The organism is Sphingorhabdus lacus (genome assembly GCF_009768975.1).
Classification (GTDB): domain Bacteria; phylum Pseudomonadota; class Alphaproteobacteria; order Sphingomonadales; family Sphingomonadaceae; genus Sphingorhabdus_B; species Sphingorhabdus_B lacus.
Map to the genome: position 1 here is coordinate 1,736,730 of NZ_CP035733.1, position 20,561 is coordinate 1,757,290.

The window sequence follows — 20,561 nt, forward strand, 5'->3', positions numbered from 1 at the left end:
CTTCATCCATTTTGGGGGATTAATGGACAGCACTGAAGTTTCACCACTGCCCGAAGAGCGTCCGTCAAAGATCGGTTTTCGTAAGAAATTGCTGCAATTTGTGCTCGGCATATTGCCGAGCCTTGGCTGGATTGTACTTTACTTCGTGCTACAGTTACTGTGCACGGCGGTTCTTATAGCGGCTGGTGTAGGCGGAGGCAGTTTGGCAGGCGCAGCGAATGGCGACACGAAAGGCGTTGCCGTTCTTTGGGGTCTGGTTGTTTCGGCGATTATTCAGATCGGACTGATTGTCTTCTACCTGAGAAAAGACGACCGTTATCACCGGATCGGGCTCGACAGTTTCGGGAACATGTCCTTTGCCCAGACCGCAAGTCTGGCATTCGTGCTGATTTTGACCGCCATGATCGCCAATTTCATATACGCGACCTACGTCATCCCCGGTATCGGGATGCAGGCGGACATGGCAAAAATGCTGGCTGAAATTCCGCGCACTCCGCTGAATATTTCTTTGGGATTCTTTGCGATCGCCGTGGCCGCACCGATAGTGGAGGAGCTTCTGTTTCGTGGATTGTTGCAGAATGCGCTCGCACGCTTCATTCCCATCTGGGCGGCAATCCTGCTAGCTTCGTTCGTATTCGCCGCAGTCCATGGGCAACCTTATGCCATCCCGGGCCTGATGTCGCTCAGCATTGCCTTCGGGTATCTGTATCACCGCACAGGTTCCCTACGCACCAACATAATATTGCATATGCTGAACAATTCCGCCGCACTGCTTTTAACCCAATCGATGGTTTAGGCGACGGCCGGCTCCAGCATCCGCAGCGTTCCTGCGTCGGCGTCGATTTCGGTCATCACGCCCTGCGCCAGTGTAAATTGGTCGGTGATATGGCCGAACCACGCGCCGGTATAAACGGGGACACCCAGTGACCCCAGATGCTGGCGGAGGACATCGTTCAGCGTGAAGCCGCCATACACACCGCTGCTGCTGCCTGTACAATTGGTGCATTGGCCAAATACCGCACCCGCCAGATTTTTGAGAACACCCGCAAGCCCCAATTGGGTGAGCATGCGGTCAATCCGGTATTCGGCTTCATCCACATCTTCGAGGAAGAGGATCGCCCCATTGAAATCGGGCAGATAGCTGCTGCCAGACAATGCCGAGAGGACGGTCAAATTGCCGCCCAACAGACGGCCCTTTGCCTTACCTGCGGTAATCGTCTGTGTCCGCCACCGACGCTGCGTCAATCGGTCTTCCCCACCCTCGGGATTGACCAAGGTAGGCGTCGCGCCGTCAAAGGCTATGGGGTAAAAGGCATCCCATGAAGCCTTGCCCCACGCACTTCCCGCGTTCGGACCATGCAATGTCGTAAAGCCAGCTTTTGCGGCAATAGCCATGTGCAGAGCCGTAATATCGCTGAAGCCAGTGAGCAATTTAGGGTTTGCGCGAATGACATCCCAGTCCAGATAGGGCAGCAGCCGTGCACTTCCCCAACCGCCGCGGACTGCGAAAATGGCTTTCACATCCTTGTCGACGAACATCGCATTGATATCGGACGCCCGGTCTTTATCCCGTCCCGCCAGATAGCCATAACGATCCAATATGTGCGGCGCGCGTTTGGGAACCAGTCCCATCGCCGTAATAGCTTCTTCGACCAACTGGATCTGGAATGGCTCGTCGCTGGCAGAGGCGGGTTCGATAAGCCCTACCGTATCGCCCTTTTTCAGGCGGGCAGGCTTGCGATGGACAGGCGCGCCACGGGCGTTCGTCTGCATCGCCATAACGGGTGGGGCCGACAGCATTGCCGCCAGCCCCGCCATGATCTGTCGCCGTGAAGCTTCCATATTATCCTCCGGCGACCTGTGCTTTAGAACTTTGTTTCAACCGCCAAGGTGAACGAGCGTCCACGAGGGTCGGCCACGCGCGGCTCCCAGCTGCTGCCCGCACCTGTGTTACTGTCGTAGGTAATCGCAAATGGCGGATCCTTGTCGAACAGGTTTTTGACGCCCAATGTCAGCCGGAACTGTTCCTGGATATCAAGGCTGATCGAGGTGTTGTAGGTGATATAGGGTTTCACACGCGGGTTGAAATCCGGGCGTGTCACCGTGCCATTTGCAATCCCCGGCAAGGCCTGGTTCTTATATCCATCCCGATAGATTTGCGAGATGCTGAACGTCAGGTCATCCTTGGTATAGGTCAGGAAGGCATTATGCTTCCACTTCAGCCCCAAATCACCGGCGAAGGTAAACACGCCAATCAGGCTTGGGCCAAAAGGTGCCGACGGCAGGAACTTTTCCCGCTTTTTCAGCAAATAGGTACCATCCAGACCGGCGGTGAGTACGCCACCTGCCAAATCGGTACCCCCGCGCAAGGAGACTTCAAGACCTTCTGTCCGGCGCGAACCGATATTGTCGGCGCGCAAGTCGATCAGGGTAATAATACCATTGGTCCGAATGACCCGGTCCGGGAAGAAGGCGATATTGTCCAGTAACTGGCGCAAGGTCAGCGCGCCGATCGTGTCATCTACCGCAATCGACCAGAAATCGACCGACGCGCTAAATCGGCTGGACGGCTGGAGAACGACGCCCACGCTATATTGCTCGGATGTTTCAGGCCCCAGATTCAGGTTGCCGCCGGTCAATGTGTCCGGCGTGATCGCTGCGCATCCGGGAAGGAGGCTGACCGTGCCTGTGGGACATGTGGTCGGATCGACCAGCGTATTGCCCGGATTGGGTGACTGGGTCACGCCATTGAAAATCTGGTTGAATGCAGGAACGCGGAAACCGGTGTTGTACGAACCGCGAACCATGAACCAGTCGAAGGGCCGGAACTTGGCCGAAATCTTCGGGTTAATCGTCGAGCCGAAGCCGGTATAATCGTCCAGACGAACAGCCCCTGTCACTTCCAGCATATCGAATATGGGGAAAAGGACTTCGGCATAGGCCGCCTTCACATCGCGGTTTTTCGGCGTCAACGCGTTGATGTTGTCGAATGCCACATTGAAGATATCCGGTGTGCCGGTGACGGCCGCGGGCGATCCATTAAAGCTATAGGTCTCCCGCCGATAGTCGACACCAAGGGCAACCTGCACCGATCCGCCCGGCAGTTCGAACAGCGACCCGGAAATCGACGCGTCGAGTTGCTTCACCTCATATTTGCCGCCGTAAAGCGTGACGCCCTTCGCCGAAATTGCATTCAGACCGGCAAGCGCGGCGGCCGACTGTGTGACCGAAAACGGATTGAGAATGCCGCTGTTGAGGAGGCCCACAATGCCCGGACGTGTGGCACCTGGTGCAGTGGGCGCGCGTGGATCGATGCCGCCCGATACTGCGCCTGGTACACCGGAGGCTGCAGCGGCAGCCGCCGATGAGAAAGTGCCACGATAGTGATAGCCATCGCCCAGCACAGATGAGGATTCGCTTCGGGCATAGGATGCCCCTGCGCGATAATCCCAGTCACCGAAAAGCGGACCTTCGGCACCAAGTGCGGCACGCAAGGTTTTGGTGTTTGTTTCATACTCGCGCGTTCCGCACGCAATGCAGCGCCAGCGATAGGAAATCGGCCTGCCGTAATTTGCAGCAATCTGAGGGAAAACAGCGACCAAGCGGTTATAGACATCATTATATGTCGCTGCTGTCGTCGGATTTAGAGGGTAATAGAGCGGCAATGTGGTGGCATTGCCCGAATATTGGTTGTTCGAAAAACGCTTGGCCGAATCCGCATCCGAACCGGTAATTTCCGCAAAGAACTGGTGATCGCCAGCCTTGACGGTAGCACGGCCATAATAGGTCAGCGTGTTGAGCGGCTGTTGCAGCACTGCGGCACGGCCCGTATCCCACGCGCACGCGAAACGGGCGGAAGGAATAGCCCACAATTGTTCGTCATACGCCAACCCGCCGTCGACCGATGCGCATCCTGCACCACCCGGCAAATCCAGGATGTTGATACCGCCAGTTGCCGGCACAGTGGCTCCCGCCTCCAACAGCGTTACCCCGCTCAACAGCGAACCGGTAGGCGCGAAGATGGCATTGGCACCCGTTGGAAAGGCCGTGGCGATGGGTGTACCACGCGTGTCGATCGACAGGCCGCGATTGGGCTGATTACCATTTACAAAGGAACGATCCGATCCGTTGAGCACATTGTTCACGCTGCGGCTGATCGCGCCCATGATGTTAAAGCCCTGCTCGTCGAGGTCGCCATAACCGCCAGTCGCTGAAAGCCGGTAGATATTCCCGCCGCCCGCTTCTGTAATATCCGTGAACGCATTGAGCGTAAGGCCCTGGAAATTGGTTTTGGTGATGAAGTTGATAACCCCGCCGATGGCGTCCGTTCCATAAATGGCCGACGCCCCGTCTTTCAGAACTTCAACCCGTTCCAAAGCCGCGATGGGGATCTGGTTCACGTCGACCGCCGACCCTGTAAGTCCGTGCGCAGCAACACGGCGGCCATTCAAAAGCACAAGAGTCGATGCCGATCCCTGCCCGCGCAGGTTGGCCGCAGACAAACCGTTCGTACCGCGTTGCGCGCCGCTTGTAACATCCGCGTTGGACGCGAGATTGTCGGCACCATTTCCGTTTGAAGACAGGTAGGAGATAAGCTGTTCCGGGCTATTGATACCTTCGCGGGACAATTCTTCGGTATTTATGATCTGTAGCGGCAGCGAGCTGTCGGTGGGATCACGCTTGATGCGCGAACCGGTCACGATGATGGCGGCTGCCTCTTCCGCCTGCGGCTCGGCCGATGCTGGCGTTTCTTGGGCAAATGCAGGAAATGTCAGGCATGTCGCGGCGAGTAACGAAATCGATTTAGTGAACTTCATGTTTTTCCCCCTTTTTGGAAAACAACCCGGAAATTTTTCCTGAGTCTGGTTCGAAGCAGAGGCTATTCTCGCAACTTCGCCAATGCAACTAGGTTAATGTAATTTCGTCGCTTTAGGTGACATCGATTGCAGCGCTGCTGTTTGTCTACTCGCGGGGTTGAAAATTAGAAAATTTCGGCGCAAAGATACTTTATGCTGTCGCAGAAAACCCGATACGCCATTCGCGCCATGCAACACCTTGCTGATCATTACGGCAAAGGACCTGTGCAACTGGCCGATATTGCCGAGGTGCAAAAGATCCCGCCTAAATTCCTGACCGTCATATTGTCGGAATTGGCGCGGTCAGGACTGGTCGCTTCACAAAGAGGCAAAGATGGCGGTTACTGGCTTGGCGTCCCGCCGATTGACATCAGCTATGGGGACCTCATCCGCATCATGCGCGGGTCCTTGGCACTTGTGCCATGCGCCAGTCGCTACGCACATGAAACCTGCCAAAACTGTGTTGAAGAAGAAAATTGCCGCACGCGCGCGCTAATGCTTCAGGTCCGCGACAAGACAGCGCACCTGCTCGATTCGATCAATCTGTCCGACAATGTCGAAGCGGACGCCTATTTGCTGGCTGCAGAGTAAGCCGACCTGTCCCAATAACGCACAAACAGAACCTTTCGCCGCTAAAAGCGAAATCTTTCACCGAATCATATTGTCAATCAAATTAGTTGAGTTTATTGGCTCGTTGCTGTGCAATCTACTCCTTCATTACCCCTTCAGAATCAAAAAAGACTGCAAATCGGCTGGATTTGCGGCAATTTTGGCGAAAGCCGGGCTATTAGGGTTAATGCGGTAGCAAATAAAATTTGCAGTGATTAAGCCGACCAATATCCGCACGCGAGAACCTTCGCCAGGCAAAGGAACGCCACATGCTCGACTTCATTCTTAACCTCGATTGGGGTGCCATATGGCCCTATATAGCGGTTGGATTTGCAGCGCAGCTTGTTGACGGCGCTCTTGGCATGGCATTTGGCGTTATTTGCAGCACCTTGCTGGTCAGCGTCATGGGCGTCGCACCTGCGCGTGCGTCGGCAGGGGTCCATTTCGTGGAAATGTTCACCACAGGCGCGTCGGGGATCAGTCATATCTTGCACAAGAATGTGGACTGGAAGCTCTTTAGCCGCATCGCCATCCCGGGCGTCATCGGCGGCTGTACAGGAGCCTATTTGCTTGCCAGCATTCATACAGAGGCCGCACGACCGTTGGTTATGCTGTACCTGACCGTGATCGGTTTCTACCTTTTCTACAAGGCATTGACCTTTTCGCAGGAACATAAAACCCGCGACCCCAAGGTTACCGTACCTCTTGGCTTGATTGGCGGTTTCCTCGATGCTTCGGGTGGAGGCGGCTGGGGTCCGGTCGTTACGTCCAATCTGCTGATTCAAGGGACTGATCCGCGCAAGACCATCGGAACGGTGAACACGGCCGAATTCTGCCTGACATTCGCCATTTCGATGACGTTCATCATGACCATCGGCCTTCAAGCCTTCACAGTTGTGACGGGTGGTCTGTTGATTGGTGGTTTGCTCGCTGCACCACTGGGGGCTTATGTCGCCAAGCGCATTGAACCACGCCGCTTGCTTTTCGCCGTCAGCATTGTCCTGATCGCAACGAGCATGTTCAGCCTGTACAAGGCGCTCAGCTAGGACAAAGCTTGCATTTGGCGTAAAGCCCGCATATAGGCGCGCGCTTGCCGTTCGTGGTCATCCCTGGAGGCGTGACGGCAAGTGTAACTTTATTGGAGATTTATCATGAGCGATCAGCTGACATTGTCGGCCGAGACGCGCGATCGGGCTGGCAAGGGAGCCTCCCGCGAATTGCGTCGTCAAAACCGGATTCCCGCCGTCATTTACGGCAACAAGCAAGACCCCGAACTCATCCATGTTGAGGAAAAGGCACTCGTCAAATTGTTGATGACCGGCCACTTCTCGAACAGCGTGGTCGAGATCGACCTTGGTGGTAAAAAGCAAATCACCATCCCGAAGGATGTTGCTTTCCATCCGGTTTCCGATCGCCCTACCCATGTTGACTTCCTGCGCATCGTCAAGGGCGCCAAGGTCGACGTGGAAGTGCCGGTTGTATTCGTCAACGAAGACGCATCGCCTGGTCTGAAGCGTGGCGGCGTTTTGAACATTGTTCGTCATGAGCTTGAGCTCGTGTGCGAAAACGACAAGATCCCTGACGACATCAAGATCGATGTTACCGGTTTCGACGTCGGCGATTCAATCCACATCAGCCATGTAAAGCTTCCCGCTGGTTCGGAGAGCAAGATCACCGACCGTGACTTCACGATCGCAACGATCGTTGCTCCGTCCGCACTCAAGTCGAGTGATGGCGACACCACCGTTGACGGTGGCGCTGAAGCTTAATGTTTTTTCCTGTGGGCGGACTTCGGTCCGCCCCGGATATTCCCGCGAGGAAACACCGCGATGCAGCTTTGGGTAGGCCTTGGTAATCCCGGACCCACCTATGCCATGCACCGGCATAATATCGGCTTCATGGCGATTGATGCCCTGGCCGAAATCCACGACCTGCCATTGCCTGCCAAGAAATTTCAGGGCTGGGTGCAGGAGTTGCGGCTTGGCTCCGAAAAGATCATATTGCTGAAACCCGCCACGTTCATGAACGAAAGCGGCCGCAGCATCCGTGCCGCCATGGATTTTTATAAGCTGGAGCCAAAGGACGTCACCGTCTTTTACGACGAACTCGATCTCGCCCCTTTCAAGGTAAAGGTAAAGACCGGCGGCGGTGCCGCTGGCCATAATGGCATAAGATCCACCATTGATCATATCGGCGCTGAATTCCGACGTGTGCGGTTGGGCATTGGCCATCCGGGACACAAGGACCGGGTCACGGGCTATGTGCTCGGCAATTTCCATAAGAGTGAAATCGATGATCTGGCGGACCTCCTCGGTGCCCTTTCCGCCGAAGCGGATTGGCTCGCAAAAGGCGACGATGTGCGCTTTATGAACGACGTGGCCTTGCGGCTACAGGATTAAGTCCATGCAGCGCCTGCTCGTGATCGGTCCCTGTGGCGCGGGTAAATCTACGCTATCCACAGTGCTCGGCAAAAAACTTGATTTGCCGGTATTTCACATGGACCAGCTCAACTGGCGTCCGGGCTGGATAGAAAGCAGCAAGGATGAAATTCGCGCCAGACTCGCGGACATCGTGGTCACTGACCGCTGGCTGATTGACGGCAATTACGGCGGCACGTTGGCGGTACGGCTCGAGCACGCCGATACCATTGTTTATCTCGACTATCCGATCCGCCTTTGCGTCCTGCGCCTGTTGCGGCGGATCTGGAAATATCGGGGGCAAAGCCGTCCCGACATGACTGAAGGCTGCCCCGAACGGTTCGATCTGGCATTTCTGTTCTATCTGATGCGCTGGAACAGCGGCCCCCGCATCCGGACAGAGACGCAGTTAAAGGGCCATGAGGCAAAGATCATCCGTCTTCAGTCCCCCCAAGAATTGGACCGCTGGTTGGACTCGCTTTAAGCCGGGATTATATTAGGGTGGAAGCAATCGCTAACTGAGAGGATCCCCCCAATGCCTATTCCGTCCGATATTGATCGCAGAACTTTGCTTGGCGGTGTCGTGGCTGTTACTGCAGCAACCACCATCAGCGCATCATCGGATGCACAGAGCGCAACATTGAGCCTTAAAGGGAAATCCATCCTGATTACGGGCAGTTCGTCCGGCTTTGGTTATGACGGCGCTCTGCATTATGCGCGGGCTGGTGCGAAAGTGATTGCGTCGATGCGCAATCTTCCAAGGGCCGAGGCGGATACGCTGAAAGCGGCAGCGGCCAAGGAGAAGCTCGACATCAGTATCATCGAGATTGACGTGACTTCCGATGAACAGGTCACAAAAGGCGTTGCCGAGGCCGAACGCCTTGCCGGTGGTGCGCTTGATGTCCTTATCAATAATGCGGGTGTCGGTTATGCAGGCCCGATCGAGTTGCAGGATATGGAAGCGACGAAGCTAATCTTCGACACCAATGTCTACGGCCCGCATCGCATGGCGCGCGCCGTTTTACCGGCCATGCGCAAGGCCAAGCGCGGCTTGATCTTCAATATTTCGTCGCAACTTGGTCGCGTCATAGTCCCTTCCGCCGGACATTATTCGCCTACAAAATTTGCACTCGAAGCGATGAGCGAAGCGATGGCTTATGAACTGGTGCCTCACAATATCGAAGTCTGCGTGATCCAGCCGGGCGGCTACCCGACCAAAGTGTGGGTCAACCGCAACGTTCTGGCCAAAGAACTGAAAGGCCGCATTACAGAAGATCAAGCGGCTGCCTATCCCGCACTCGTATCACGCATGGGTCTGGAAGATGGATCGGGACGCAGTGCCGATCCGATGGACGTTCCGCGCGCCATTGGAGAAATCATCGCTATGCCAGCCGGAACCCGTCCGTTGCGCAAGGCGGTTCATCCAGGACCCAAGCCTCAAGAGGCGATCAACAAGGTATCAGCAGAAACACAGGTCGCGATGCTTGGCAACACACCGTTCGGACCCTGGATTAAAGCCGTTCACGACTGATATTATCTAGCCACTCACGGCGAGGTCAATTGCGAGAAGCGCCGCGGCCAAAGCGCTGGCCAGCGCACCTCTGCGGTTCCGAATGGAATTGCGGTTTATGGCAACGATGATCCTGTTCAAATCATGATAATCGAATGTCTCTGTTGCATGCACGCGGTGGATCGTCTGAATACTGGCCAAATACCAGAACCAGGCGGCCAAAGCCGATGCGATTATCGTCGCAAAATCGAGAAAGATACCAAGGCCTGACCAAAGCTGTTCCATTTTGCTCCCCTTTTCGGAATTCTGGCGCTAAAGGCGCTCCTCCAGTTCAAGTCAAGAGTAGGTCATCATGGGTTTCAAATGCGGTATTGTCGGGCTCCCCAATGTGGGCAAGTCCACGCTGTTCAATGCACTGACGGAGACCGCCGCAGCGCAGGCCGCCAACTATCCTTTCTGCACGATCGAGCCGAATATCGGTAATGTCGCGGTGCCGGACCCGCGCTTGCAGACCATTGCCAAAATCGGCGGAAGCCAGAAAATCATCGAGACACAATTGGGTTTTGTCGACATCGCCGGCCTTGTGCGCGGTGCCTCAAAAGGTGAAGGACTAGGCAACCAGTTTCTGGGCAATATCCGTGAAGTCGATGCCATCGTCCATGTTCTGCGCTGCTTTGAGAATGATGACATCCAGCATGTCGACAACAAGATTGACCCGATCTCGGATGCCGAAACGGTTGAAACCGAATTGATGCTGTCTGATCTGGAATCCTTGGAAAAGCGCGTTCCCAACTTCGCCAAAAAGGCAGCACAAGGCGACAAGGAAGCCAAGGCGGCTGCCGCCGTGCTCGGGCGTGCGCTGGATTTGCTCCGCGATGGCAAGCCTGCGCGGCTCGTCGTTCCAACTGATCCTGAAGAACAGCGCCTGTTTGACACCGCGCAATTGTTGACGGCCAAGCCCGTGCTTTATGTCTGCAACGTGGAAGAATCGAGCGCCGCAAATGGCAATGCGCTTTCGGCAAAGGTTTTTGAAAAAGCCAAGGCGGAAGGGGCAGAGGCGGTTGTCGTGTCGGCCGCTATCGAAGCCGAAATTTCAACCATGCCTGCTGAAGACCGCGAAGTGTTCCTTGAAGACCTGGGCCTGACCGAAACCGGGCTCGCGCGGGTTATCCGTTCGGGCTATGCGCTGCTGGACCTCATCACCTTTTTCACCGTGGGGCCCAAAGAGGCTCGCGCGTGGACAGTGACCAAAGGCGCCACGGCACCCAATGCAGCCGGTGTCATCCATAGCGATTTTGAAAAAGGCTTCATCCGCGCGGAGACCATGGCCTATGAGGATTATGTCCAATATAATGGTGAAGCAGGCGCCAAAGAGGCCGGTAAGTGGCGTTCGGAAGGTAAGGAATATCTCGTAAAAGATGGCGACATCATGCTGTTCCGGTTCAACGTCTGACATTTGATCTCGCGCAAAGACGAATGCCACGCTTCACGGCAAAGGCAGTTTGATGGATAAGATTGAAAGCACAGCCAAACCTGTTTTGCCCTTTGACCGCATTGGGGGGCGTGAACCTATCCAGCGCATGGTGGACCGTTTTTACGATCTGATGGAAAGCGAACCCGATTTCGCGGAGCTTCGGGCGATGCATGCGGCAGACCTTTCGCCGATGCGGGAATCGCTGACCGATTTTCTGATGGCATGGATGGGCGGGCCGCGGGACTGGTTTGAAAAGCGGCCCGGCGCCTGTGTCATGTCGGCGCATCGCGCGCTTGAAGGTATGAACTATGCGACCGCCACCCAATGGGTGCTCGCCATGCAGCAGGCGGCGAAAGACACCATCCCGTCCGATCCAGACTTTGTCGATAATATGGTGGCGGCCTTTGCCAGCATGTCCAAGGCCATGGCTGCCAATGCTGGCAAGGGTGACAGCCACTGAAATTGGCGGTAAGAGGTCATCATGTTCCGGAACATGATCGCCCTGCTATTCCTCTTTGCGCTGGCCCTACCGGCTGTGGCGATGGGCCAGCCTGTCCCGGCAGAGACGCATAAGGTAACAATGACGGCGGATTGCCACGGAACTCCTGCGCCGATGAACGGTCATCATGCTCCAGCGCAAGACGGTTCCGATATGCGCCTGCATGGCTGCATCGGCTGTATCGCGCCCATAGCGCCTGCATATGTCGTGCTGTTGTATAAGGCACTTGCTCCGGACGAAGCCATCGGGACCGAACAAGCGCTGACCGGCACGATTGCGCGCCCGACAATTCCGCCACCGCGAACCTGAAATTTGAGCCGACGAACTAGTCTCTCAAATATCAGGATAAAATCATGAAAATGAAACTTTTGATGGCGAGCGCCTGCGCGCTTGCCCTTCACACCGCGCCGGTCTCTGCGCAAGATCACGCACATATTGGTCATGACATGGCCACCATGGCGGACGAAGTAGTGATCGCCGACCTGAATATTGAATCTTCGGCAGAAGGTTCTGGCACTGCACGGCTGCCCAGAAATGAAGGCGGGATGCACGGATTACATCTCGACATTGCGGACGATTGGATGATCATGGCGCATGGTTATGTGTGGGGTGTTTACACTGACCAGTCCGGCCCGCGCGGTGACGACAAGGCATATGCACAATCGATGGCAATGCTGACCGCGGAACGGTCCTTCGAAGGGGGGCGTTTCCAGTTCAAATCGATGTTGAGCTTCGAACCGCTAATGTCCAATCGCGGCTACCCGAATTTATTCGCCACCGGAGAAACAGCGGGCGGCGAACCCTTGGTCGACCGGCAGCACCCCCATGACTTGTTCATGGAACTGGCCGCGCGGATAGATTTCGACGTCGCCGAAGGAAGCAGCCTGTTTCTCTATGGCGGACCCGTCGGCGAACCCGCTTTAGGGCCGTCGGCGTTTATGCATCGCGGGTCGGCCAAACTGAACCCCGAAGCGCCGATCACCCACCACTGGTTCGACAGCAGTCATATTACCTATGGTGTCGCGACGCTTGGTTTTTCATCGCGGAAATTCCAGGTGGAAGGATCTATTTTTACCGGCCGAGAGCCAGATGAGGATCGTTGGAACATTGAAAAACCAAGATTCGACAGCTGGTCGCTCCGCGCGACGTTTAGCCCTTCGCCCAACTGGGCTTTGCAGGTGAGCCATGGCTTTTTAAAACAGCCGGAATTCACGATCCATCCGGACGAAAACGAGCATCGTACCACAGCGTCGGCGCATTTTGCCAACGGCAACGGTTTGACGGCCACCGCCGCCTTTTCGGCTAAAAACCGCGATCCGGGTCCGACGCTTACCGCCTATCTTGTCGAAGTTAACTGGGACATTGACGACCATCACAGCCTGTTTGGCCGGTTCGAAAATGTCAAAAATGACGAGCTGTTTCCGGATCATAGTGACGTTTTGCACGAGGTGCCGTTCCGCGTCAGCAAACTGCAGGCCGGCTATGCCTATCGCTTACCACTGAGCGGACCGGTGAACTTGGCCCTCGGTGGCTCTGTCGCAAAATTTCTGAAGCCCGACACCTTTGACACCGCTTATGGCAAAAGCCCGGTAGGCTTCACGCTATTTGCGAAATTATCGCTAGGACATTGAAATGATAAGCTGTTCGGTCACTTGCGGCCGAACAGCTTTTCCACATCACCCAATGCCAACTTCACCCAAGTCGGCCGACCATGATTGCACTGCCCCGAATGCGGCGTGACTTCCATTTCGCGTAGCAACGCATTCATTTCCGGAACCGATAGCACACGCCCCGCGCGGACGGAGCCATGGCAGGCCATGGTGGCTGCGACATGGTCGATCCGCTCCTTCAGCGATAGTGCCTGGTCATAAGCAGCCAGATCATCGGCTAAATCTTCGATCAGGGCTTTAGCATCCCCGCCGCCGAGCATTGCCGGTGTTGCGCGGACCAGCATCGCGCCTGGACCGAAGCGTTCCAGTTCAAGACCAAAGGCCGACAGCTCTTCAAGTCGAGCCTCCAGCCGGTCGCATGCAGGTTCATCCAGTTCGACCACCTGCGGAAGAAGCAATGCCTGAGAGGGTACCGCGCCGCCTGCTTGGGCCATGGCCTTGCGCATGCGTTCCAGCACCAGACGCTCATGCGCTGCGTGCTGATCGACGATGACAAGGCCGTCTTCCGCCTCTGCCACGATGTAAGTATTTGCCACCTGCCCACGGGCAACGCCGAGCGGGTGTTGCCGGCTTTCCGGTACCGCTTCGGTCGCTGTTGCCGCGCGGCCCATCAGGGGGGCGAGATCTTCACGCTCGATTTGGCCCAAATCCCCGAAACTATTCCGCTTTTCGGCTAAAGACGGGTAGGCAGTCGCGTAATAATTCTGATACGCAGTGCGCGGGTTGGCGAAAATATCCCCCTGCGACGTGCGCACCGGTTCTTGCTGCCATGCCGCCAGCGCATCGGCAGCGGGATGTTGGACGGCGCGAAAGCCTGACTGGTCCAAGGCATGGCGCAGTCCCGAGACAATCATACCGCGAATGAGAGAAGGTTCGCGAAAGCGAACCTCGGTTTTTGCCGGATGAACGTTGACGTCTACTTCGGTTGGCGGCAGGTCGAGAAACAAGGCCACAACGGCATGACGGTCCCGTGCCAGCATTTCTGCATAGGCACCACGAACCGCTCCGATCAGAAGCTTGTCTTTTACCGGACGACCATTGACGAACAGAAACTGATGGTCGGCAACACCACGGTTATAGGTGGGCAAGCTTGCGATGCCGCCCAAACGCACGCCCTCGCGCTGAAAATCAAGGCCGACACTGTTGTCGATGAGTTCCGCACTCGTTAGCGACGCTACCCGCTCAGGACGTTCCATATCTGGCTGTACCGACAACACCCGGCGACCATCATGTTCGACCGTGAACCCGATATCGGACCTTGCCATCGCGAGCCGTTTTATCGTGTCCAGTGCTGCGGCATATTCCGCTCGCGGACTTCTTAAAAATTTCCGGCGCGCCGGGATCTTGCCGAACAGATTTTCCACGCGCACCCGTGTTCCTGATGGCAAAGCCGCGGGACCTTCCCCGGTCAGCACGCCGTGATCGACGACGCGACGCCATCCCTCCGCATTGCCGACGCGGCTTTCCAAGGTAAGCATCGACACACTGGCGATTGAAGGCAACGCTTCCCCACGAAAGCCAAGAGTGGATACTAGTTCTATATCCTCATCCGGTAATTTGGATGTCGCATGCCGCTCCAGTGCCAAGGCCATATCAGCCGGAGACATGCCGCATCCATTGTCGGTCACCTCAATCAAATCAATGCCGCCGGCACCAAGACGGACTGCAATATTGCGCGCACCGGAATCTATGGCATTTTCAACCAGTTCCTTCAACGCACTGGCTGGTCTTTCTACCACTTCACCGGCAGCGATGCGGTTGACCAAATTTTCCGGAAGTCTTCTTATTGACATGTCGGCATTCCTAGCCCAAGCGGCCCGTGCAGGCGACTCCTTAATCGTTCGCAATCCAGCCAAATACCTGTTTTTAAAAACAGCAAATTCCGCTAGGACCGCGCGATTGTTTTGGGCGCGCTCAAAAGGATTCTCACCAGACTTGGATTGGGTGGACATTAAATGGTTTTTGGCAAGTTTTTCCGTTTCGCATCGCAAGATATGGCAATCGACCTCGGCACGGCAAACACCGTGGTTTATGTGCGTGGCCAGGGCATTGTTCTGAATGAACCTTCCGTTGTCGCGATTGAGACCCTTAACGGGATCAAGCGCGTCAAGGCAGTAGGCGATGACGCAAAGCTCATGATGGGCAAGACTCCCGACAGCATCGAGGCGATCCGGCCTCTGCGTGACGGCGTTATTGCCGACATCGATGTGGCCGAACAAATGATCAAGCACTTCATTCATAAGGTGCACGGCAAGCGCCGGATGTTCAGCTATCCCGAAATCGTAATTTGCGTGCCCTCCGGTTCGACCTCGGTTGAACGCCGCGCTATTCGTGACGCGGCATCCAATGCCGGTGCTTCGGAAGTTTTCCTGATTGAAGAACCGATGGCAGCGGCCATTGGTGCCGACATGCCCGTCACCGAACCCATTGGCTCGATGGTCGTCGACATCGGTGGCGGCACGACCGAAGTTGCCGTTCTTTCGCTTCGTGGCCTTGCGTACACAACCTCGGTTCGCACCGGAGGTGACAAGATGGACGAATCAATTGTCTCCTATGTGCGACGACACCATAACCTGTTGATCGGCGAAGCCACGGCCGAGCGTATCAAGAAAGACTTCGGCACCGCTCGCCCACCTGCAGACGGAATCGGCCATACCTTGCACATTAAGGGCCGCGATCTGGTGAATGGGGTTCCGAAGGAAATCTCCATCAATCAGGGGCAGATTGCAGAAGCGCTTTCCGAACCCATCGGCACAATTCTGGAAGGCGTGCGTATCGCGCTTGAAAACACCGCCCCCGAATTGGCAGCGGACATCGTCGACCAAGGCATTGTCTTGACGGGCGGCGGCGCGTTGATGCAGGGTCTGGATGAATATCTGCGTGATGAAACCGGTCTTCCGGTAACAGTCGCCGAAGATCCTCTCACTTGCGTGGCCATAGGTACAGGCAGAGCAATGGAAGATCCGATCTTCCGCGGCGTCCTGCTGACAGCCTGATCTAGGATTTCAGCATGGCGCCGCCACCCCATCGGCGCCCCGGATTTTCCCGGAAGGCGCAATATGGCCTGTTCGCGACTTATGTAATCGCGATCGCAGGAACGGTGGTGGCTGCCTTGTTGCTGATAATATCGGTCGCTGATCCGACAGGTTTTGCGGCATTGCGTGCTGCGGGGGCTGAAATCACGGCACCTGTGGCGCGTTTCTTCAACAGCATCCGGCGAACGGGCAACGATATGGGTGGCAATTTGTCCGCCTATTTTGATGCGGCTTCCAAAAATGCCGCGCTCACCAAAGAAGTGAAGGCGAACCGCACCAAGTTGATTGAGGCGCGCGCGTTGAAGGTCGAAAACGCGCGGTTGCGTGGCTTGCTAAAGCTGAGAGATGAATCCGGTGAACAGGTCGCCGTAGGGCGGCTGATCAGCTCAACAGCTTCAAGTACCCGCCGGGTTGCAACGCTCTCTATCGGTTCCAACTACGGAATCGAGCGTGCGCAACCGGTTCGAGGCCCATCGGGTCTCATTGGACGTGTCATTGAAACAGGCCCGACAACGGCACGCATATTGCTCGTCACCGATGCTGAAAATCTGGTACCCGTAATGCGCTTAGGCGATGGCTTGCCTGCGTTTTCGACCGGCCTCGGCAATGGTTTAGTCGTTATAAAGCCGCTTAACCTCGGTGAGAGTCCCTTCAAGGTTGGCGACATCATCGTTACCTCCGGTAATGGCGGCCTGTATCAACCCAATATACCCTTTGCCCGGGTTATCCGGAAAACCAATGACGGTGCGCTGGCCAAGCCTTTGGCAGACCCTTCGAACAGTCCCTACGCCATTGTCATGAAAGCCTATCAGGCCGAAGCACGAGCTGTACAACAGGCAATCGCCCCGGACGGTAAAGCCAAAGAGGTAGCGGAGTGAAAAATCCAGTTACCGCCATCCGGCTCCCGTTACGCCCGGGTCGCGAATATGAAAGCCGCTTTGACCGGGAACAGTCATTGCTGAAAATGCTGGCGATTCCAATTGCCTCGATTGTGATGGCATCAATGGTAACCACTTTACCATTTATGACATCCCAACCGCTTTTGCCGCCTTTTGGATTGTTGATGTTTCTCGCTTGGCGCTTGATGCGTCCGGGTTTGTTACCCGTCTGGTCTGGTGTCCCGTTCGGACTGGTGGATGATATGTTTAGCGGCCAGCCGTTCGGCAGCGCCGGGCTTTTATGGTCGCTTGCGATGCTGGCTGTCGAAATCATCGACTCCCGCGCGATCTGGCGCGATTATATGCAGGATTGGCTAATCGCATCTCTCTTGATCATAGCAGTCCTGCTTGGCGGTCTATGGATAGCCGGAATGGCACACGCAGCGCCGGACCCCGTCGTCCTATTACCGCAAATGTTGCTGTCGATATTGCTATATCCTCTAGTCGTGCGAATATGTGCACGGTTGGATAGCTGGCGATTGGCAACATGAAAGTCGAAAAGCAGGTCACATCAGGACAGCTTGATTTCACATTCACCCGCCGCGCCGTATTCGTGGGTGGTGTGCAGGCGGCTATCGGTGCCACTGTTGCCGCGCGCATGTCCTACATCGCCGTTGCGGATAACGAAAAGTACAAGCTTCTCGCCGAAAGCAATCGCGTCAATTTGACGATTATTCCGCCGCGCCGTGGCTGGTTTATCGACAGGTATGGCAAACCGATTGCCACCAATCGCGCCGATTTCCGCGTGGATATCATCCCGGACCGCCTCGTTCGTAAAGAGGAAACGATTGCGACACTCGCCAATCTGCTCGCCTTGTCCAGCGATGATGTGGACCGGATCAATCGCGAACTCAAGCAGGCGCAAGGGTTTCAACCTGTACAAGTGGCCGACGGCCTCGACTATGAGCGTTTCGCGGCGGTCAGTGTCCGGCTTCCGGATTTGCCCGGCGTCAGCCCGCGCCAAGGCTATTCCCGCTTCTATCCCAGCGGCGCTGCAGTCGGCCATCTCATCGGCTATGTCGGCACCGTATCGGCGGAAGAATATCAGAAGAACAAGAACCCCCTGCTCATCACTCCGGGCTTCAAGGTCGGCAAAGACGGTCTTGAAAAAACGCTGGAGGACAAACTGCAAGGGGAACCGGGTGCCAAGCGCACCGAGGTAACCGCTCGTGGAAAGATCGTCCGCGAACTGACGACACGTCCTGACACACCGGGGAAACCGGTCCAGCTGACCATCGATATTGATCTGCACAATTATGCCGCCCGAAGGCTTGGTCTGGAGTCTGGATCTGTCGTTGTGTTCGACTGCCTGACCGGCGACATTCTGACGATGGCGTCAATGCCGTGCTATGACCCCAACAGCTTCTCCGACGGCATCGGCCGCATCGAATGGAAGATGTTGAACTCGGACGACCATATTCCGATGCTCAACAAGGCGCTGCAAGGTCTCTACCCTCCGGGCTCCACCTTGAAACCCATGGCCGGATTGGCGATGCTGAAACATGGCGTCGATCCGGAAGAAACCGTTACATGCGGCGGTGGCTACCGGCTTGGTAACCGAGTGTTCAAATGCCTCGGCCGCCATGGTCCGGTAAATATGCCGACCGCCATCATGAAAAGCTGTAACACCTATTTCTATTCGATGGGGCGTCGGGTCGGCTATGATAACATCGCTCCGATTGCTCGCGAACTCGGACTTGGGCAGGAATTTCCCCTTCCCTTTCCTTCCCAGCGCTATGGAACGGTTCCCGACAGCGAATGGAAAATGCGCAAGTTCGGGCAGAAGTGGACCGAATCCGACACATTGAACGCCGTCATAGGCCAAGGCTATATCATCGCGAGCCCCTTTCAACTTGGCCTGATGGCCGCACGAATTGCGTCGGGGCACAATCTGTTGCCCGAGATCATCAAGAAAAACCGCGCTGCGCCGAACTTGCTCTCCTTTCCGCAGGAGCATCTCGATGTGGTCCGGAAGGGCATGGATCTTGTGGTCAACGGCGCCGGAACAGCCGTGCGCAGCCGCCTGCAGCTCGAAAATGTAGCAATGGCGGGGAAGACTGGTACTGCGCAGGTACGCCGGATCGAGGGTGCGCAGCGTGGCCAGTCTGGCGCATGGAAATATCGCGACCACGGCCTGTTCGTCTGCTTTGCCCCCGTTGAACAGCCCCGCTATGGCGCTGCTGTGGTGATCGAACATGGCTTGGGCGGCGCCCGTGCCGCTGCGCCGATTGCCAAGGATGTTCTCACCTTTCTCTACGACCGCGAACAGGCAATGGCCTCGCTGGAAGCACTCGAAGCAGGCTGGGGTGGGAATATCGAACAGCGAATGGCCGCCAAATATGCCGCCTTCCAGGGACAGCCTGCCGACCCTCCTCCGCTGGATCCTACGGCATGAACGGCATTGTCCCGGCACCCATTGCCACGCTTCCCTGGCGGGTCATCTTCATTTTGATGGCCCTTGTCGGGTTTGGTGCGACAGTCCTCTACTCTACCGCCGGTGGCCATTTGGAGCCATGGGCCGGCAAGCATGTCGCCCGCTTCTTGGTTCTACTCGCCATGGCGATTGTGATGTCCCGTCTCCGCATGGAGTTCTGGAAATCCATTACTTTTCCGCTCTATCTGGCCTTGATCTTTCTGCTGATCGTTGTCGAATTTCTGGGCTTTGTCGGCGGCGGCAGCCAGCGCTGGATCAACCTTGGCATCATCACGCTACAGCCGTCCGAACTTATGAAACCCGTCATGGTGCTGGCCGCCGCGTGGTTCTTCGACCGCCTTCCGCCCAACCGGATCAGCGGCATCGACGCTATCTGGCCAGTCGCGGCCTTGCTCGTCATTCCCAGTGCCCTTGTCATCATTCAGCCCGATTTCGATGCCGCCATCGCCTATGCCTTCGGCCTGGGTGTAGTTGCCTTTCTTGCCGGGTTGCCGCTGATCTACTTCATCGGTGCAGCCGCGGCGGTCGCCATATTCGCCCCGCTCGTCTATTTTTTCGGGATGAAGCCGTACCAGCAAGACCGCGTCCTCATCTTCCTAAACCCGGAAAATGACCCGCTCGGCGCAGGCTACCATATCACCCAGTCCAAGATCGCCATCGGGTCGGGCGGGATATTCGGCAAAGGGTTTGGCAACGGCACCCAAAGCCACCTCGACTATCTGCCCGAAGGCCACACCGATTTCGTCTTTGCCACCATGGCCGAAGAATGGGGCATTGTCGGCGGGTTCTTCATCTTGGGGCTCTATGTCCTCCTGATGCGCTGGGGCCTGGGGGTCGCAATGCAGAGCAAGACCCGCTATGGGCAGCTCGTTGCGGCGGGCCTGACCTGCACCATCTTCTTCTACATCATGATCAATCTGCTGATGGTCGTCGGCCTCGCTCCGGTCGCCGGCATCCCCCTTCCCTTCGTTAGCCATGGCGGTTCCTCCATGCTGACCATGATGATCTGCGTCGGCATCATCATGTCGATCGAACGCCACCCCGGTGCAAAGCGCGGGCAATTTAGCTAAAACGCGCAGCTCAAGCTTGACAACAGCGCCGAATCCCATCAAAGGCGGC

Annotated in this window: 20 protein-coding genes; 16 read left to right on the plus strand and 4 right to left on the minus strand. The window is 56.3% G+C overall.

Annotated features, from left to right (window positions below; genetic code table 11):
* Positions 1-22 precede the first annotated feature (22 nt).
* Positions 23-796, plus strand: coding sequence for a CPBP family intramembrane glutamic endopeptidase (locus EUU25_RS08250; protein ID WP_158899990.1), 774 nt, complete (start codon positions 23-25; stop codon positions 794-796).
* On the opposite strand, the gene EUU25_RS08255 is transcribed toward EUU25_RS08250, so the two are convergent.
* The gene (locus tag EUU25_RS08255; protein WP_158899992.1) at positions 793-1,842 is read right to left on the minus strand and encodes a S66 peptidase family protein; all 1,050 of its coding nucleotides are present in this window, start codon (positions 1,840-1,842) and stop codon (positions 793-795) included. The genes EUU25_RS08250 and EUU25_RS08255 overlap by 4 nt on opposite strands.
* Before the next feature lie 23 nt (positions 1,843-1,865).
* A complete protein-coding gene (locus tag EUU25_RS08260; protein ID WP_158899994.1) occupies positions 1,866-4,817 on the minus strand; it encodes a TonB-dependent receptor domain-containing protein in 2,952 nt (983 codons plus the stop codon).
* Between the two features lie 192 nt (positions 4,818-5,009).
* Here EUU25_RS08260 and EUU25_RS08265 point away from each other — a divergent pair, with 192 nt between their 5' ends.
* The 6 genes from EUU25_RS08265 (at position 5,010) to EUU25_RS08290 (ending at position 9,413) form a co-directional block, all read left to right on the plus strand.
* Positions 5,010-5,447, plus strand: coding sequence for an RrF2 family transcriptional regulator (locus tag EUU25_RS08265; protein ID WP_158899996.1), 438 nt, complete (start codon positions 5,010-5,012; stop codon positions 5,445-5,447).
* Between the two features lie 287 nt (positions 5,448-5,734).
* On the plus strand, positions 5,735-6,511 hold the full coding sequence (locus tag EUU25_RS08270; protein ID WP_158899998.1) for a sulfite exporter TauE/SafE family protein: 777 nt from the start codon (positions 5,735-5,737) through the stop codon (positions 6,509-6,511).
* Positions 6,512-6,616: 105 nt separating this feature from the next.
* The gene (locus EUU25_RS08275; RefSeq protein ID WP_158900000.1) at positions 6,617-7,234 is read left to right on the plus strand and encodes a 50S ribosomal protein L25/general stress protein Ctc; all 618 of its coding nucleotides are present in this window, start codon (positions 6,617-6,619) and stop codon (positions 7,232-7,234) included.
* A 60-nt stretch (positions 7,235-7,294) separates the two neighbouring features.
* Positions 7,295-7,864 (plus strand): aminoacyl-tRNA hydrolase, encoded by a 570-nt coding sequence (gene pth / locus EUU25_RS08280; RefSeq protein WP_158900002.1) that lies wholly within the window; start codon positions 7,295-7,297, stop codon positions 7,862-7,864.
* A 4-nt stretch (positions 7,865-7,868) separates the two neighbouring features.
* Positions 7,869-8,366, plus strand: a complete 498-nt coding sequence (locus EUU25_RS08285) for a P-loop NTPase family protein (RefSeq protein ID WP_158900004.1) — start codon at positions 7,869-7,871, stop codon at positions 8,364-8,366.
* A gap of 51 nt (positions 8,367-8,417) precedes the next feature.
* Complete coding sequence (locus tag EUU25_RS08290; protein ID WP_158900006.1) at positions 8,418-9,413, plus strand: SDR family oxidoreductase; 996 nt, start codon at positions 8,418-8,420, stop codon at positions 9,411-9,413.
* 6 nt (positions 9,414-9,419) lie between these two features.
* Here EUU25_RS08290 and EUU25_RS08295 read toward each other — a convergent pair whose 3' ends face one another.
* A complete protein-coding gene (locus tag EUU25_RS08295; RefSeq protein ID WP_158900008.1) occupies positions 9,420-9,677 on the minus strand; it encodes a hypothetical protein in 258 nt (85 codons plus the stop codon).
* 67 nt (positions 9,678-9,744) lie between these two features.
* Between EUU25_RS08295 and ychF the strand changes: the two genes are divergently transcribed.
* Genes ychF through EUU25_RS08315 form a run of 4 tightly spaced genes read left to right on the plus strand, consistent with a single transcriptional unit; the run spans position 9,745 to position 12,996 of the window.
* A complete protein-coding gene (gene ychF, locus EUU25_RS08300) occupies positions 9,745-10,845 on the plus strand; it encodes a redox-regulated ATPase YchF (RefSeq protein ID WP_158900010.1) in 1,101 nt (366 codons plus the stop codon).
* 52 nt (positions 10,846-10,897) lie between these two features.
* Entirely contained in the window at positions 10,898-11,326 is a 429-nt protein-coding gene (locus tag EUU25_RS08305) for a group II truncated hemoglobin (RefSeq protein WP_158900012.1), read from the plus strand.
* Positions 11,327-11,347: 21 nt separating this feature from the next.
* Positions 11,348-11,674 (plus strand): hypothetical protein, encoded by a 327-nt coding sequence (locus EUU25_RS08310; protein ID WP_158900014.1) that lies wholly within the window; start codon positions 11,348-11,350, stop codon positions 11,672-11,674.
* Positions 11,675-11,718: 44 nt separating this feature from the next.
* Positions 11,719-12,996 carry a hypothetical protein gene (locus tag EUU25_RS08315; protein WP_158900016.1) on the plus strand — a complete coding sequence of 426 codons (1,278 nt, stop codon included), beginning with the start codon at positions 11,719-11,721 and terminating at the stop codon, positions 12,994-12,996.
* 17 nt (positions 12,997-13,013) lie between these two features.
* On the opposite strand, the gene mutL is transcribed toward EUU25_RS08315, so the two are convergent.
* Positions 13,014-14,828, minus strand: a complete 1,815-nt coding sequence (mutL, locus tag EUU25_RS08320; protein ID WP_158900018.1) for a DNA mismatch repair endonuclease MutL — start codon at positions 14,826-14,828, stop codon at positions 13,014-13,016.
* Between the two features lie 162 nt (positions 14,829-14,990).
* On the opposite strand from mutL, the gene EUU25_RS08325 reads away from it, so the two are divergent.
* Genes EUU25_RS08325 through rodA form a run of 5 tightly spaced genes read left to right on the plus strand, consistent with a single transcriptional unit; the run spans position 14,991 to position 20,512 of the window.
* Positions 14,991-16,031, plus strand: coding sequence for a rod shape-determining protein (locus EUU25_RS08325; protein WP_143774861.1), 1,041 nt, complete (start codon positions 14,991-14,993; stop codon positions 16,029-16,031).
* 14 nt (positions 16,032-16,045) lie between these two features.
* A complete protein-coding gene (locus EUU25_RS08330; RefSeq protein WP_158900020.1) occupies positions 16,046-16,948 on the plus strand; it encodes a rod shape-determining protein MreC in 903 nt (300 codons plus the stop codon).
* Positions 16,945-17,499, plus strand: coding sequence for a rod shape-determining protein MreD (gene mreD / locus EUU25_RS08335; RefSeq protein ID WP_246162613.1), 555 nt, complete (start codon positions 16,945-16,947; stop codon positions 17,497-17,499). The genes EUU25_RS08330 and mreD overlap by 4 nt, the downstream gene beginning before the upstream one ends.
* Complete coding sequence (gene mrdA, locus EUU25_RS08340) at positions 17,496-19,403, plus strand: penicillin-binding protein 2 (protein ID WP_158900022.1); 1,908 nt, start codon at positions 17,496-17,498, stop codon at positions 19,401-19,403. The genes mreD and mrdA overlap by 4 nt, the downstream gene beginning before the upstream one ends.
* Positions 19,400-20,512, plus strand: coding sequence for a rod shape-determining protein RodA (rodA, locus tag EUU25_RS08345; RefSeq protein ID WP_158900024.1), 1,113 nt, complete (start codon positions 19,400-19,402; stop codon positions 20,510-20,512). The genes mrdA and rodA overlap by 4 nt, the downstream gene beginning before the upstream one ends.
* Positions 20,513-20,561 lie beyond the last annotated feature (49 nt).

Excerpts from the sequence above, each read along its gene's own strand:
- rodA (WP_158900024.1), top strand. The coding sequence starts at position 19,400 with ATGAACGGCATTGTCCCGGCACCCATTGCCACGCTTCCCTGGCGGGTC.
- mutL (WP_158900018.1), bottom strand. The coding sequence starts at position 14,828 with ATGTCAATAAGAAGACTTCCGGAAAATTTGGTCAACCGCATCGCTGCC.
- ychF (WP_158900010.1), top strand. The coding sequence starts at position 9,745 with ATGGGTTTCAAATGCGGTATTGTCGGGCTCCCCAATGTGGGCAAGTCC.
- EUU25_RS08330 (WP_158900020.1), top strand. The coding sequence starts at position 16,046 with ATGGCGCCGCCACCCCATCGGCGCCCCGGATTTTCCCGGAAGGCGCAA.
- EUU25_RS08270 (WP_158899998.1), top strand. The coding sequence starts at position 5,735 with ATGCTCGACTTCATTCTTAACCTCGATTGGGGTGCCATATGGCCCTAT.
- EUU25_RS08275 (WP_158900000.1), top strand. The coding sequence starts at position 6,617 with ATGAGCGATCAGCTGACATTGTCGGCCGAGACGCGCGATCGGGCTGGC.
- EUU25_RS08260 (WP_158899994.1), bottom strand. The coding sequence starts at position 4,817 with ATGAAGTTCACTAAATCGATTTCGTTACTCGCCGCGACATGCCTGACA.
- EUU25_RS08310 (WP_158900014.1), top strand. The coding sequence starts at position 11,348 with ATGTTCCGGAACATGATCGCCCTGCTATTCCTCTTTGCGCTGGCCCTA.
- EUU25_RS08250 (WP_158899990.1), top strand. The coding sequence starts at position 23 with ATGGACAGCACTGAAGTTTCACCACTGCCCGAAGAGCGTCCGTCAAAG.
- EUU25_RS08305 (WP_158900012.1), top strand. The coding sequence starts at position 10,898 with ATGGATAAGATTGAAAGCACAGCCAAACCTGTTTTGCCCTTTGACCGC.
- pth (WP_158900002.1), top strand. The coding sequence starts at position 7,295 with ATGCAGCTTTGGGTAGGCCTTGGTAATCCCGGACCCACCTATGCCATG.
- EUU25_RS08290 (WP_158900006.1), top strand. The coding sequence starts at position 8,418 with ATGCCTATTCCGTCCGATATTGATCGCAGAACTTTGCTTGGCGGTGTC.
- mrdA (WP_158900022.1), top strand. The coding sequence starts at position 17,496 with ATGAAAGTCGAAAAGCAGGTCACATCAGGACAGCTTGATTTCACATTC.
- EUU25_RS08285 (WP_158900004.1), top strand. The coding sequence starts at position 7,869 with ATGCAGCGCCTGCTCGTGATCGGTCCCTGTGGCGCGGGTAAATCTACG.
- EUU25_RS08325 (WP_143774861.1), top strand. The coding sequence starts at position 14,991 with ATGGTTTTTGGCAAGTTTTTCCGTTTCGCATCGCAAGATATGGCAATC.
- EUU25_RS08255 (WP_158899992.1), bottom strand. The coding sequence starts at position 1,842 with ATGGAAGCTTCACGGCGACAGATCATGGCGGGGCTGGCGGCAATGCTG.
- EUU25_RS08315 (WP_158900016.1), top strand. The coding sequence starts at position 11,719 with ATGAAAATGAAACTTTTGATGGCGAGCGCCTGCGCGCTTGCCCTTCAC.
- EUU25_RS08295 (WP_158900008.1), bottom strand. The coding sequence starts at position 9,677 with ATGGAACAGCTTTGGTCAGGCCTTGGTATCTTTCTCGATTTTGCGACG.
- EUU25_RS08265 (WP_158899996.1), top strand. The coding sequence starts at position 5,010 with ATGCTGTCGCAGAAAACCCGATACGCCATTCGCGCCATGCAACACCTT.